Here is a 12,677-nt window from a genome sequence, read left to right as displayed (position 1 = left end):
TGAAGCACGATGCTGCAAGTATTGGGCCACGATCCGGCGCGATTGACATATGCTGAACTGTATACAAAACATGCGAAGCGGCTGATGCCGCAAGGGGCTGCACCATGAACAATGCGCTGGACTCCATTGACCTGCATCTCATCCGGGTACTGCATACCGTGCTGACCGAATCCAACGTTTCCCGCGCCGCCATGCGGCTGGGCTCGACCCAGCCCGCCGTGAGCGCCGCGCTGCGCCGCTTGCGCGGTATCACCGGCGATGAACTGCTGGTGCGCAGCGGCAATGCGATGGTGCCCACGGCCTTCGGCGCCAGCCTGATCGAGCCGAGCGCCTGCATCCTGCGGGAAGCGCAGCGCTTGCTCGGCGGCGCCAGTCCGTTCGATGCGATGCACAGCACGCGGCAGTTTCGCCTCGTGGCTGCCGACTATATGGACCCGGCCTTTCTGCCGCAGCTCATCGCCACGCTCAAACGCGAAGCGCCGCTGTGCGGGGTGGACGTGCTGCCGTTGTCGGCCACGCTGGATTACCGTCATGCGCTGGCCGCTGGCGATGTCGATGCCGTGCTGGGCAACTGGCTGGAGCCGCCGCAGGATCTGCACCTTGCGCCGCTGATCGAAGATGAAATCGTCTGTCTGGTTGCCGCCGATCACCCCGCGCTGCGGCGCGGTCTGGATCTGGAGCAGTACCTGCAGGCCGAACATGTGGCGCCGTCGCCGCTGCGTGCCGTGGGCGAAGGCGTGATCGACCAGCATTTGCACCATCTGGGGCTGCAACGCAACGTCACGGTGCATTGCGCCTTTTTCAACCTGATTCCGGGGCTGGTGGCGCGCAGCCTGCTGGTGCTCACCACCGGGCGCCGCTTCTGCCAACGCTATGTGGATGCCGGTTTGCCGGTACACATCCTGCGCTGCCCGGTGCCGTTTCCGCCGCTGACCTATTACTTGCTGTGGCACGCCCGCGTGCATCTGGACGCCGCGCACCGCTGGCTGCGTGCGCATATTCGTGAGGCCGCCGCCCCCCGGCCGGGCTGACCTCCTTCTCAACTCCTTCTCAACCCCGCGCCGATGCGGCACGGGCCTATCGACCTCGCCACCCTGAGCGAGGCGTTAAAACCCAGGAGACTGTTCATGAATCTGCAAACCTTGTTCAAGCTCGATGCGCACGGCACCGATGTGCGCACCGAGATTCTGGCGGGGGTGACGACCTTTCTCACCATGTCGTACATCATCTTCGTCAACCCGTCGATTCTGTCGACCACGGGCATGGACGCCAGCGCCGTGTTCGTCGCCACCTGTCTGGCGGCCGCCCTGGGCACTTTCATCATGGCCTTCGTCGCCAACTGGCCCATCGGGCTGGCGCCGGGCATGGGGCTGAACGCCTTCTTCGCCTTCACCGTGGTCAAGGGGATGGGCTTCACCTGGGAGCAGGCGCTCGGGGCGGTTTTCATCTCCGGCTGCATCTTCATTCTGCTGACCATCACCGGCGTGCGATCCTGGCTGGTGGCGGGTATTCCGAAGTCGCTGCGTAGCGCCATTGCGGCAGGGATCGGCATGTTCCTGGCGATCATCGCGCTGTCGAACGCGGGGGTCGTGGTGGCGAATCCGGCCACCAAGGTGGGGCTGGGCAATCTGGCCTCGCTGCCGGTGGTGCTGGCAGCCGGCGGCTTTCTGCTGATTGCGCTGCTCGACTACTGGCGGGTGCGCGGCGCCATTCTCATCGGCATTGTGGCGGTGACGCTGGCGAGCATGGCGCTGGGGCTGACCCAATATCACGGCATCGTGTCGATGCCGCCGAGCATTGCACCGACCTTGTTCAAGCTCGACATTCTGGGCGCGCTGCATGCCGGGTTTTTTCACATCATTCTGGTGTTCGTGCTGGTGGAAATTTTTGACGCCACCGGCACGCTCACCGGCATCGCCCGCAAGGCCGGGCTGCTGAAAGACGGTGCCAAGGACGGCCAGAGCGGTCTGGGCCGCGCGCTGTTCGCCGACAGCCTGGCCATTTTCTCCGGCTCGCTGCTCGGTACCAGCAGCACCACGGCTTATATCGAAAGCGCTTCCGGCGTGCAGGCGGGTGGCCGAACCGGGCTCACGGCACTCACCGTGGGCGTGCTGTTTCTCGCTGCGCTGTTCATCGCGCCGCTGGCCGCCGTCGTGCCCGCTTACGCCACGGCCCCGGCTTTGCTCTACGTTGCCGGGCTGATGATGCGCGAGCTGCTGGAGATCGACTGGAGCGACATTACCGAATCGGTACCCTCGGCGCTGGCGGCGCTGATCATGCCCTTCACCTATTCCATCGCCAACGGCCTGGCGTTCGGCTTCATCATGTACGCCGCGCTCAAGCTGCTGACCGGGCGGGCACGCGAGGTGCATCCGGCCCTGTGGGTGGTGGCGGGGTTGTTTCTGCTGCGCTACGCGCTGTTTCCCTCTGACTGACGATTGATGACTGCTGTGGACACTTTGGCCTCTACCGTCGCCCCCGGCCCAGCTCGCGTGGCCTTGCGCGGCGACATTCTCTACTTCCTGCGCGACCCCGGCTGGAGCGAAGACGCCACCGGCGCCGTGCGCTTCGAGCCCGACGGCTGGCTGCTGATCGAGCAAGGCCGCGTGCATGCGGTGCGGCCCGCCGACGAGCCGCCCGACGCGAGCTGGGCGCGGCAGGACTGGCGCGGCCATCTGGTGTTGCCGGGCTTCATCGACCCGCATGTGCACGCGCCGCAGCTCGATGTCATCACCTCCTTCGGCGCGGCGCTGCTCGACTGGCTGGAGCGCTACACCTTCCCGGCCGAAGCGCGCTACGCCGACCCCGAACAGAGCCGCCTCGGGGCGGAGCGCTTTTTGCACGCGCTGCTGGCGCACGGCACCACGTCGGCGCTGGTGTTCGCCACGGTGCACAAGGCCAGCAGCGAGGCGCTGTTCGCAGTCGGTCAGCGGCTGGGCATGCGGCTCATCACCGGCAAGGTGCTGATGGACAGCAACTGCCCGGCCGACCTGCGCGACGATGTGGTGCAGGCCGAGCAGGACTGCATCGACCTGATCGAGCGCTGGCATGGTGTCGACCGCCTGGCCTACGCCGTGACCCCGCGCTTCGCCGCCACCAGCAGCGCTGCCCAACTGACCATGGCCGGTGGATTGCTGCAACGCTACGCCCAGCGCGCCGGGGGGCTGTATATGCAGACGCATGTGGCTGAGAACCGCGACGAGGTGCGCTGGATCGCCGAGTTGTTTCCCGACAGCCGCAGCTACCTCGACGTGTACGACCGCTGCGGCCTGCTCACCCGCCGCAGCATTCTGGCGCATGGCATCTGGCTCGACGATACCGACCGCGAGCGCATGGCGCAGACCGGCAGCAGTATCGCCTTTTCACCTTCGTCCAACCTGTTTCTGGGCAGCGGCCTGTTCGACTGGGCCAAAGCCGAGGCTGCGGGGGTGGGCGTGGCCCCGGCGAGCGATGTGGGCGGCGGCACCAGTCTGTGCCAGTTGCGCACCCTGGCCGATGGCTACAAGGTGCTGGCGCTGCAGGGCCAGCGTATGACGGCCTGGCAGGGGCTTTACGCCGCCACCCGGGGCGCGGCGCGCGCCCTCGATCTCGAGCACGAAATCGGCCACTTCGCCCCCGGCACCGCGGCGGACGTGGTGGTGTGGCGCTGGGCCGAGGGTGCCGTGCAGCAGCGGCGGCAAGACATGGCACGCAGCTTGCATGAGCGTTTGTTCGCGTGGATGCTACTGGCCGACGAACGCAATGTCGCGGCCACCTATGTGCTGGGGCAGTTGCGATACCGGCCGGGATAGAGCCAGCATCAGGCCAGCATCAGGCCAGCATCAGGCCAGCATCGTTTGGGGCTGCGGGCCGCATCTGCGCAAGGTCAGGTATAGGACAATCCGACATTCCGTCTTTCCGCTTCATTCGATTTCCCCATGCGGCTCGCGCTCGAACACATCAGCAAGTCCTATCCAGGCGTCAAGGCCAACGACGACATCAGCCTGGCGGTGCAGCCCGGGGAAATCCATGCGGTGCTGGGCGAGAACGGTGCGGGCAAGTCCACGCTGATGAAAATCATCTACGGCGCGGTGCAGCCCGATGCCGGGAGTATCGTGTGGAACGGCGCGTCCGTTCGCATGAAAAACCCCGGCATGGCCCGCGAGCTGGGCATCGCCATGGTGTATCAGCACTTTTCGCTGTTCGACACCCTCACCGCCGCCGAGAACATCTGGCTGGGACTGGGGCGCGGTGTCAGTCTGGCGGACATCGAAACCCGCATTGCGGACATCTCGGCGCGCTATGGGCTGGACTGCGCGCCGCGCCGCCCCGTGCACACCCTGTCGGTCGGTGAGCGCCAGCGGGTGGAGATCATTCGCTGCCTGCTGGCCGATCCCAAGCTGCTCATCCTCGACGAGCCGACTTCGGTGCTCACGCCGCAGGCGGTCGAAAAACTGTTCGTGGTGCTGCGCCAGCTCGCCGCAGACGGCTGCAGCATTCTCTACATCAGCCATAAGCTCGATGAAATCCGCAGCCTGTGCCACAACTGCACCGTGCTGCGCGGGGGCAGGGTGAGCGGCCGCGTCGATCCAGCCCAGGAAACCGAAGCCAGCCTGTCGCGGCTGATGATCGGCGCCGATCCGCCCGAGCTGCAGCACCGCCCGTCGCAGGCGGGCGAGGTGCTGCTGAAGGTGGACGATCTGGCCCTGCCGGGCGATGGCGAGTTCAGCGTGGCCATCGACCACCTCTCGCTGCAGGTGCGGGCCGGAGAGATTATGGGCATCGCCGGGGTGTCGGGCAACGGCCAGCAGGAATTGCTCGCCGCGCTGTCGGGTGAGGATCGGCGCGCCCGCCCCACGACCGTGCTGCTGGCGGGCGAGCCGGTGGGCACGCTAGGGCCGGGGCAGCGCCGCAACCGCGGGCTGCACTTCATCCCGGAGGAACGCTTGGGAAGAGCCACGGTGCCGGTGCTGTCGCTGGAGCAGAACATGCTGCTGACCGCGCGCCCCGCCGAGGCGACGACGCGGGGCCTGATCCGCCGCCAGACCCTGCGCGAGCAGGCGCAGGCGGTCATTCAGCGCTTTGGCGTCAAAGCCAGCGGGCCGCAGGCCGCGGCGCGCAGCCTGTCGGGCGGCAATCTGCAGAAATACATCGTGGGCCGCGAAATACTCGGTCGGCCCCGCGTGCTGATCGTTGCGCAGCCGACCTGGGGCGTGGACGTGGGTGCGGCGGCGCAGATCCGCGCCGAGCTGCTGGCGTTGCGCGACGCGGGCTGCGCGGTGCTGGTCATCTCGGAAGAACTCGACGAACTGTTCGAAATTGCCGATCGGCTGCAGGTGATGGCGCGCGGCAAGCTGTCGCCCTCCATCGCCCGTGCCGACGCCACGGTGGAGCAGATCGGTATGTGGATGAGCGGGCTGTGGCCGCAAGGCCCGGCCACTAGCGCGCAAACCGCAACGGAGGTGGCCCATGTTGCGGCTTGAGCCCCGGGGCGTGCCCTCAAGGTGGATGGTGTGGCTGTCGCCGCTGTTGGCGCTGGGCATTACCGTGGCTTTCGGCGTGGGCATTTTTCTGGCCATGGGCAAGAACCCGGTCCACGGCCTGAGCATGTTTTTCTGGGAGCCGGTCAAGAGCGCCTACAACCTGTCGGAACTGGCGCTCAAGGCCACGCCGCTCATTCTCATCGGCCTGGGGCTGGCGGCCTGTTATCGCAGCAATGTGTGGAATATCGGCGCCGAAGGACAGTACATCCTCGGTGCGATTTTCGGCGGCGGCGTGGCACTGCTGGCAGGCGACCACACCTCGCATGCCATCGTGCTGCCCATTCTGCTCGCCGGCATTCTGGGCGGCATGGTGTGGGCGGCGCTGGTGGCGGCGCTGCGCGATTGGTTCAACGCCAACGAAATCCTGGTCAGCCTGATGCTGGTGTATGTCGCGCAATACCTGCTCGACTATCTGGTGTACGGCCCGTGGAAAGACCCGGAGGGCTACAACTTTCCGCAGACCAAAATGTTTGCCGATCCCACGCTGCTGGGCCACTTGATTGAAGGCACGCGGCTGAACTGGGGTTTCCCCATCGCGCTGGTCGCGGTGGCGCTGGTGTGGCTGTTTTTGTTTCGTAGCGTGGCCGGGTTTCGCCTGCAGGTGGGCGGGCTGGCGCCGGGCGCGGCGCGCTACGCCGGGTATTCCTCGCGTAAGGCGCTGTGGACGGTGCTGCTGATGTCGGGCGGGTTCGCCGGTCTGGCCGGGGCGCTTGACGCCATCGGCCCGCTGCAGCAACTTACGCCACAGGTCTCGCAGGGCTACGGTTTCGCGGCCATCATCGTGGCGTTCGTCGGCCGGCTCAATCCGGTGGGTATCATGCTGTCGGGCGCGCTGATGGCGATGTTCTACATTGGCGGCGAACTGGCGCAGTCGCGCCTGGGTCTGCCCAATGCGATGACGGGCGTGTTCCAGGGCCTGCTGCTGTTTTCACTGCTCGCCTGCGATACCTTGATCTACAACCGCATCCGTTTCAAGCGCTGAAGGACATCACGCATGGATATGGCCGCTTCCCTCATCGCCACCACCCTGAGCGCGGGCACGCCGCTGGCGCTGGCTTCGCTTGGCCTGCTGATCAACGAAAAGTCGGGCGTGGTCAACCTCGGTGCCGAGGGCATGATGCTGATCGCCGCGGTCATCGGCTTTGCCGTGGCGCTGCACACCGGCAATCAGTGGGCCGCCTTCGGCGCGGGGGCCGCGGTCGGCGCGTTGATGGCCGGCGCCTTGGGGCTGCTGGTGATCTGGCTCAACACCAATCAATACGCCACCGGGCTGGCGCTCACGCTGTTCGGCGCCGGGCTGTCGGCCTTTATCGGCATTGACTATGTGGGCAAGACCCTGCCCAACTTTCAGCCGTGGGACATTCCGGGGCTGAGCGATCTGCCCTTCATCGGCCCGGCGCTGTTTCGTCATCACCTCATGGTGTATCTCACCGTGCTGCTGGCGCTTGGTCTGATCTGGTTTTTCGACCGCACCCGCGCCGGCCTGGTGCTGCGCGCGGTGGGCGAGTCCCCCGAATCGGCGCATGCCCTGGGCTACCCGGTGCGGCGCATCCGTTTGCTGGCGCTGATGTGCGGCGGCGCGCTGGTGGGCGTGGCGGGGGCTTATCTTTCCGTGATCTACACGCCCTTGTGGGTGCAGGGCATGACGGCGGGGCGCGGCTGGATCGCGCTGGCGCTGACCACCTTCGCCACCTGGCGCCCGGCGCGGGTGCTGCTCGGCGCGTATCTGTTCGGGGGGGTGACCATGCTGCAGTTCTTTTTTCAGGGCAGCGGGGTGCAGATTCCGTCGCAATTCCTGTCGATGTTGCCCTACATTGCCACCATCGTGGTGCTGGCGCTGATGTCGCGCAACCCGCTGTGGATCCGCATCAACATGCCTTCGTCCATCGGCAAGCCGTTCACCCTCGGGGGGTGAGCTTTTCACGCACGCGGGCGCAATTTTTGTATACAGTTTGATATCACTTTTATGGAGGACTCCATGTTGAAAACCCTGTTGAAAAAACCGCTGGTCGCGCTTGCGGCCGTGGCCAGTGTGCTGGCGATGAGCACAGCGCCTGCGCATGCCACCGATCCGCTGAAGGTCGGCTTCGTCTACGTCGGCCCGGTGGGCGATGCCGGTTGGAGCTTTGCGCACAACCAGGCTCGCCTGGCGCTGCAGGCCAAATTCGGCGACAAAATAAAGACGCAGTTCGTGGAGAGCGTCCCGGAAGGCCCGGATTCGGCGCGCGTCTTCCGCGATCTGGCGCAGCAGGGCGACGGCCTGATTTTCGCCACCAGCTTTGGCTATATGGAATCGGTGCTGCGCGTGGCCAAAGACTTTCCGAACATCAAGTTCGAACACGCCACCGGCTACAAGACCGCCAAGAATGTCGGCACCTACGACGCCCGCACCTATGAGGGCGCTTACCTGGCCGGGGTGCTCGCTGGCGGCATGACCAAGACCAATGTCCTGGGCGTGGTGGGTTCGGTGCCCATTCCCGAAGTGATTCGCAACATCGACTCCTTCACCCTGGGCGCGCAGTCGGTCAACCCCAAGATCACGACCAAGGTGGTGTGGGTGAACAAATGGTTCGATCCGCCGAAGGAAACCGAGGCCGCCACCTCGCTCATCAACCAGGGCGCCGACGTGCTGTTTCAGAACACCGACTCGCCCGCCGTGCTGCAAACCGCAGCCAAAATGGGCAAGTACGGTTTTGGCTGGGACAGCAATATGAGCAAGTTTGGCGGTAAATCGCATCTGGCCTCGGCCACGATCAACTGGGCGCCGCTGTATGAAATGCTCACCGCCGAAGTGCTCAAGGGCGACTGGAAACCCGCGCAATACTGGTGGGGCATGAAGCACGACACCATTCAGCTGCAGGACATTAGTCCGGCCGTGCCGGAGGCGCTGAAAAAGACCGTGCTCGAGCGCGAGGCCGGTCTGAAGAACGGCAGCTTCAGTATCTGGAAGGGCCCCATCGTCGATCAGTCTGGCAAGACGATGGTGGCGGCGGGTCAGGTGGCCGACGACAAATTCCTCCACGGCATCACGTTCTATGTGAAGGGTGTGGAAGGCCAGGTTCCCGGGCGGTGAGTCCCCCGAGTTTTGCAGGCTGAAAACGGGCCGGAGACTGCAAGAGCCGGCCCGTGTTCATTCAGGCCGCGGCGTCGACCAGCACGACTTCCGCCTCTTCGAGAGCAGTCAGACGCAGCAGGGTTTCGTCGCGGATGGCTGCACCGTCGCGGGCTTGCAGACTCACGCCATTGACCTCCACCTTTCCCCGTGCAGGAACGAGATAGGCCCTGCGGCCAGTGCCCAGCGCGTACTCGACCGAGTCGCCTGCCTTGAGCGTTGCGCCCAGCACACGGGCATTGGCACGGATCGGCAGCGCTTCGGCGTCGTCTTTCATGCCACTGGCCAGGGCGATGAACCGGCCGGATCGGTCGGTTTTCGGGAAGGGCTTGGCGCCCCAGGCTGGCGGTACGCCGCGACGGTTGGGCAGAATCCAGATCTGAAAGAGGGTTGTCGGGACGGCTTCCCGGTTGAATTCGGAATGCCGGATTCCTGTACCGGCACTCATCACCTGCACATCACCCGCTTCGGTGCGCCCGCGATTGCCAAGGCTGTCTTCATGCGTGATGGCGCCCTCGCGGACATAAGTGATGATTTCCATGTCGGCGTGGGGATGTGGTGCGAACCCGGTCGATGGCGCGATGGTGTCGTCGTTCCAGACGCGCAGCGCCCCCCAGTTCATGCGCTGAGGGTCGTGATACCCGGCAAATGAAAAGTGGTGCCGCGTGTCCAGCCAGTCGAGGCGGTCGCCGCCGAGTTGTTCAAACGGTCTGCGTTCGATCATGCCGTGCTCCTGTTGGAAGTTGGATTTGTAAGGCACAACATAGTGCAAGGGCAGGGGGTTTGCAGGGCAGCAATTCGGGAGAAGGCAACTGCATTTCCAAGGCCTTGCTCCTAAACTGTGCGAATGATTTCAGACAACCTCACCCCGTCCCGTCCAGACATCGCCGCCTTGCCTGCCGAGCGCGTTGCCCATCTACTGCGCGTCAGCCCGAAGGCTGAATTGCATGTGCATATCGAGGGCACGCTGGAGCCGGAGTTGACTTTTGCGCTGGCGCAGCGCAACGGCGTGTCGCTGCCGTATGCCGATGTCCAGGCGCTGCGCAAGGCCTATGCCTTCAGCGACCTCCAGTCCTTCCTCGATCTGTATTACGCCGGGTGCGATGTGCTGCGCACCGAGCAGGATTTTTTCGATCTGGCCTGGGCTTATTTCCAGCGTGCTGCGCGCGATCATGTGGTGCGCGTGGAGCCGTTTTTCGATCCGCAGAGCCATACCGTGCGCGGCGTCGGATTTGAGGTGTTCATGCCGGCCTTCATCCAGGCAGCGCAGCGGGCACAGGACGAACTCGGTCTGAGTGTCGGCTGGATTGTGAGCGTGCTGCGCCATCTGCCCGAAGAAGACGCCTTGCAGACGCTCGACGCCGCGCAGCCCTGGCTCGACCATCTCATCGGCATCGGGCTCGATTCGTCCGAGCGCGGCAATCCGCCCGAGAAGTTCGCCCGCGTGTTCGCCCGCGCCCGCGAAATGGGGCTGCACGCCGTGGCGCATGCCGGTGAAGAAGGCCCGCCGGCCTATGTGCTGGGCGCGCTCGACGTGCTGAAAGTCGAGCGCATCGACCACGGTGTGCGCGCCAGCGAAGACCCGGCCTTGATGCAGCGTCTGGCCCATGAGCAGATGCCGCTCACCGTCTGCCCGCTGTCGAATGTGCGGCTGTGCGTGGTGCCCGACTTGGCACAGCACAACCTGCCGCAGCTGCTGGCCGCTGGGCTGAAAGTCACGGTCAATTCCGACGATCCGGCGTATTTCGGCGGGTATATCAACGACAACCTGACCGAGTTGTTCGCCGCGCAACCCGCCTTGGGTGCGCCGCAGGCCTACGCGCTGCTGCGCAACAGCCTCGAAGCGAGCTTCGCCGCCAATGGCGACAAGGCGCTGTGGATCGCGCAGCTCGATGCGCAGTGGCGACAAGCCGCCTGACGCACGGCATGAACCGCCCGCAATCGCTCAACGATCCCGTCGTGGCGCAGACCCGCGCCTGGGTTGACCGCATGGTGATCGGGCTGAATCTGTGCCCCTTTGCCAAGGCGCCGCAGGTGAAAGGCCGTATCCGCTATGTCCATTGCGAGGCCACGACGCCCGAGGACTTGCTGAGCCGCCTCGGCGATGAGCTGCAACGGCTGATGCGTACCGCGCCCGACGAGGTGGAGACCACCTTGCTCATCCACCCGCACACGCTCGCACATTTCGCGCAGTACAACGCCTTTCTCGACGAGGCCGATGCGCGGGTGGAACAACTCGGCCTGCGCGGCATCCTGCAGATCGCCAGCTTTCACCCGCAGTATCGGTTTGCCGGCGCTCGCCCGAACGACGTGACCAACGCGACCAATCGCTCGCCGTTTCCCATGCTGCATCTCATCCGAGAATCCAGCATCGACCGAGCGGTGGCCGCTTTTCCCGAAGCGGCCGCCATCTACCAGGCCAACCGGGCGACGATGCGCCGTCTCGGCAAGCAAGGCATCGCGGCCTTGCTGGCGCAGTGTCAGCGTGGGGCGGAGTAGGTCAATTTATCCCCATCTGCATCACTGGATTGGCGCGCTGTAGCATTTGCTCACATTTCGACGTGAGGAGACAGCGATGTGGAACGAAGATCTGAAGGCGCAATTCCAAAGTCTCGCACCGGGCCGTCCCGACGGCGAGTTGTCCCGGCGTGATTTCGTGCGTACCGCGCTGGGGGTGGGTTTCGCCGCGGCGGCAGGACCGGTGATCGCGCAGACCGTGGTGCAAACCTCGGCGGACGGCCTGCTCGCTGGAGAGGTGCGGATCGAATCCGGCGGCCAGAAGATTCCGGTCTACCGGGCGCAGTCCAAGGGCAAGACCGATCTGCCCGTGGTGCTGGTGGTGTCGGAGATTTTCGGGGTGCACGAGTACATCGCCGATGTCGCCAGGCGCTTCGCGCATCAGGGTTATCTGGCGCTGGCGCCCGATCTGTTCGTGCGGCAGGGCGACCCGATGGCCTATGGCAGCATCGCCGAGGTGATGAGCAAGGTCATCTCCAAAGTCCCCGATGCCCAGGTGATGCAGGATCTGGATGCCTGCCGAAACTGGGCGCTGGCCAATGGCGGCAAGGCGGACCATGTCGGCATCACCGGGTTCTGCTGGGGCGGGCGCATGGTGTGGCTTTACTGCGCGCATGTGCCGGTACAGGCGGGAGTGGCCTGGTATGGCCGCCTGGTCGGCACGCCTTCTGACTTGGCGCCCAAGAACCCGGTGGATATCGCCAAGGAACTCAAGGCGCCCGTGCTCGGTCTTTACGGCGGCAAAGACCAGGGCATTACGCAGGAATCAGTCGAGCAGATGCGCAAGGCGCTTGCCGACGGCAGCGCTGCGGCCAAGGCGTCCGAAATCGTGGTGTATCCCGACGCCGGTCACGGTTTTCACGCGGACTACCGGCCCAGCTACAACGCCAAGGACGCCCAGGACGGCTGGAACCGGGCGCTGGCCTGGCTGCGTCAGCACCAGGTGGTAGCCGCCGCCGACGAGCCGCCGCAGGACGGCATGTGTCAGACGGAACGAGGGTTTCCGCAGACTTTTCCGGTGGACAAACTGCTCAGCGGCTGAGGTGGTTTTTGGGGTGCCTACGCCTTCAGCGAACGACCAGCACCGGCAGTTTGGAATGCGACAGCACCCGTGAAGTCTGGCTGCCCAGCATGGCCGAGGTCATGCCGCTGCGGCCGTGCGAGGCAATGACGATGGCGTCGCAGCCCTGTTTTTCGGCGGCGGAAAGCAGGCCGCGCCAGGCTTGGGCGTCTTCTTCCACCACGGTGTCGCAACTCAGCCCGGCCGCATTGATGCGCTCGCTCATGTGCTGCAGCGCCAGATTGGCCTGCTTGCGAACTTCGTCCTGCCACTGGTCCATGCCGACGGGCATGACTTCGATCGCTCCGATGTAGGGATACAGATCGATGACCGAGCAGACGGTGATTTTGGAGCCGAATTTTTTCGCTAGCTCGATGGTGTAGGGCAGCGCCTTGTCCGCGAGCTCTGAGCCGTCGGTGGACAAGAGTAGATGGTTGAACATGGGAGTGCTCCTTTTGAATGGCTG

The 12,677-nt window shown here is 65.0% G+C and carries 12 protein-coding genes; 10 read left to right on the top strand and 2 right to left on the bottom strand.

Annotated features, from left to right (window positions below; all coding sequences use genetic code 11):
- The first annotated feature begins 104 nt into the window (after nucleotides 1-104).
- The 7 genes from B7X30_RS07210 (at nucleotide 105) to B7X30_RS07180 (ending at nucleotide 8,595) form a co-directional block, all read left to right on the top strand.
- Nucleotides 105-1,031: a LysR family transcriptional regulator gene (locus tag B7X30_RS07210; RefSeq protein ID WP_276728516.1), complete on the top strand. Its 927-nt coding sequence runs from the start codon at nucleotides 105-107 to the stop codon at nucleotides 1,029-1,031.
- Nucleotides 1,032-1,127: 96 nt separating this feature from the next.
- Entirely contained in the window at nucleotides 1,128-2,435 is a 1,308-nt protein-coding gene (locus B7X30_RS07205) for an NCS2 family permease (protein WP_276728513.1), read from the top strand.
- Between the two features lie 6 nt (nucleotides 2,436-2,441).
- Nucleotides 2,442-3,791, top strand: coding sequence for a guanine deaminase (gene guaD, locus B7X30_RS07200; RefSeq protein ID WP_276728510.1), 1,350 nt, complete (start codon nucleotides 2,442-2,444; stop codon nucleotides 3,789-3,791).
- A 126-nt stretch (nucleotides 3,792-3,917) separates the two neighbouring features.
- The gene (locus tag B7X30_RS07195; RefSeq protein ID WP_286730050.1) at nucleotides 3,918-5,462 is read left to right on the top strand and encodes an ABC transporter ATP-binding protein; all 1,545 of its coding nucleotides are present in this window, start codon (nucleotides 3,918-3,920) and stop codon (nucleotides 5,460-5,462) included.
- Nucleotides 5,449-6,504, top strand: coding sequence for an ABC transporter permease (locus B7X30_RS07190; RefSeq protein WP_286730049.1), 1,056 nt, complete (start codon nucleotides 5,449-5,451; stop codon nucleotides 6,502-6,504). The genes B7X30_RS07195 and B7X30_RS07190 overlap by 14 nt, the downstream gene beginning before the upstream one ends.
- 12 nt (nucleotides 6,505-6,516) lie before the next feature.
- Complete coding sequence (locus B7X30_RS07185) at nucleotides 6,517-7,437, top strand: ABC transporter permease (protein WP_286730048.1); 921 nt, start codon at nucleotides 6,517-6,519, stop codon at nucleotides 7,435-7,437.
- A 63-nt stretch (nucleotides 7,438-7,500) separates the two neighbouring features.
- Entirely contained in the window at nucleotides 7,501-8,595 is a 1,095-nt protein-coding gene (locus tag B7X30_RS07180) for a BMP family ABC transporter substrate-binding protein (protein WP_465020251.1), read from the top strand.
- 61 nt (nucleotides 8,596-8,656) lie between these two features.
- Here B7X30_RS07180 and B7X30_RS07175 read toward each other — a convergent pair whose 3' ends face one another.
- On the bottom strand, nucleotides 8,657-9,358 hold the full coding sequence (locus B7X30_RS07175) for a pirin family protein (RefSeq protein ID WP_286730046.1): 702 nt from the start codon (nucleotides 9,356-9,358) through the stop codon (nucleotides 8,657-8,659).
- Nucleotides 9,359-9,481: 123 nt separating this feature from the next.
- On the opposite strand from B7X30_RS07175, the gene B7X30_RS07170 reads away from it, so the two are divergent.
- The 3 genes from B7X30_RS07170 (at nucleotide 9,482) to B7X30_RS07160 (ending at nucleotide 12,193) form a co-directional block, all read left to right on the top strand.
- Nucleotides 9,482-10,552 carry an adenosine deaminase gene (locus B7X30_RS07170; protein ID WP_286730045.1) on the top strand — a complete coding sequence of 357 codons (1,071 nt, stop codon included), beginning with the start codon at nucleotides 9,482-9,484 and terminating at the stop codon, nucleotides 10,550-10,552.
- Between the two features lie 8 nt (nucleotides 10,553-10,560).
- Complete coding sequence (locus B7X30_RS07165) at nucleotides 10,561-11,133, top strand: DUF1415 domain-containing protein (RefSeq protein ID WP_286730044.1); 573 nt, start codon at nucleotides 10,561-10,563, stop codon at nucleotides 11,131-11,133.
- Between the two features lie 76 nt (nucleotides 11,134-11,209).
- Complete coding sequence (locus B7X30_RS07160; RefSeq protein WP_286730043.1) at nucleotides 11,210-12,193, top strand: dienelactone hydrolase family protein; 984 nt, start codon at nucleotides 11,210-11,212, stop codon at nucleotides 12,191-12,193.
- Nucleotides 12,194-12,218: 25 nt separating this feature from the next.
- Here the strand turns inward: B7X30_RS07160 and B7X30_RS07155 are convergent, their stop codons facing one another.
- Nucleotides 12,219-12,653: a universal stress protein gene (locus tag B7X30_RS07155; protein ID WP_276709924.1), complete on the bottom strand. Its 435-nt coding sequence runs from the start codon at nucleotides 12,651-12,653 to the stop codon at nucleotides 12,219-12,221.
- Nucleotides 12,654-12,677 lie beyond the last annotated feature (24 nt).

The sequence above is a fragment of the Thiomonas sp. 13-64-67 genome, from assembly GCF_002282795.1.
Lineage (GTDB): Bacteria > Pseudomonadota > Gammaproteobacteria > Burkholderiales > Burkholderiaceae_C > Thiomonas > Thiomonas arsenitoxydans.
This window is presented reverse-complemented; position numbering and strand designations above follow the sequence as displayed.

Bases quoted from the DNA above. Each gene is read 5' to 3' on its own strand.
- B7X30_RS07210 (WP_276728516.1), top strand. From the start codon at position 105: ATGAACAATGCGCTGGACTCCATTGACCTGCATCTCATCCGGGTACTG.
- B7X30_RS07205 (WP_276728513.1), top strand. From the start codon at position 1,128: ATGAATCTGCAAACCTTGTTCAAGCTCGATGCGCACGGCACCGATGTG.
- guaD (WP_276728510.1), top strand. From the start codon at position 2,442: ATGACTGCTGTGGACACTTTGGCCTCTACCGTCGCCCCCGGCCCAGCT.
- B7X30_RS07195 (WP_286730050.1), top strand. From the start codon at position 3,918: ATGCGGCTCGCGCTCGAACACATCAGCAAGTCCTATCCAGGCGTCAAG.
- B7X30_RS07190 (WP_286730049.1), top strand. From the start codon at position 5,449: ATGTTGCGGCTTGAGCCCCGGGGCGTGCCCTCAAGGTGGATGGTGTGG.
- B7X30_RS07185 (WP_286730048.1), top strand. From the start codon at position 6,517: ATGGATATGGCCGCTTCCCTCATCGCCACCACCCTGAGCGCGGGCACG.
- B7X30_RS07180 (WP_465020251.1), top strand. From the start codon at position 7,501: ATGTTGAAAACCCTGTTGAAAAAACCGCTGGTCGCGCTTGCGGCCGTG.
- B7X30_RS07175 (WP_286730046.1), bottom strand. From the start codon at position 9,358: ATGATCGAACGCAGACCGTTTGAACAACTCGGCGGCGACCGCCTCGAC.
- B7X30_RS07170 (WP_286730045.1), top strand. From the start codon at position 9,482: ATGATTTCAGACAACCTCACCCCGTCCCGTCCAGACATCGCCGCCTTG.
- B7X30_RS07165 (WP_286730044.1), top strand. From the start codon at position 10,561: ATGAACCGCCCGCAATCGCTCAACGATCCCGTCGTGGCGCAGACCCGC.
- B7X30_RS07160 (WP_286730043.1), top strand. From the start codon at position 11,210: ATGTGGAACGAAGATCTGAAGGCGCAATTCCAAAGTCTCGCACCGGGC.
- B7X30_RS07155 (WP_276709924.1), bottom strand. From the start codon at position 12,653: ATGTTCAACCATCTACTCTTGTCCACCGACGGCTCAGAGCTCGCGGAC.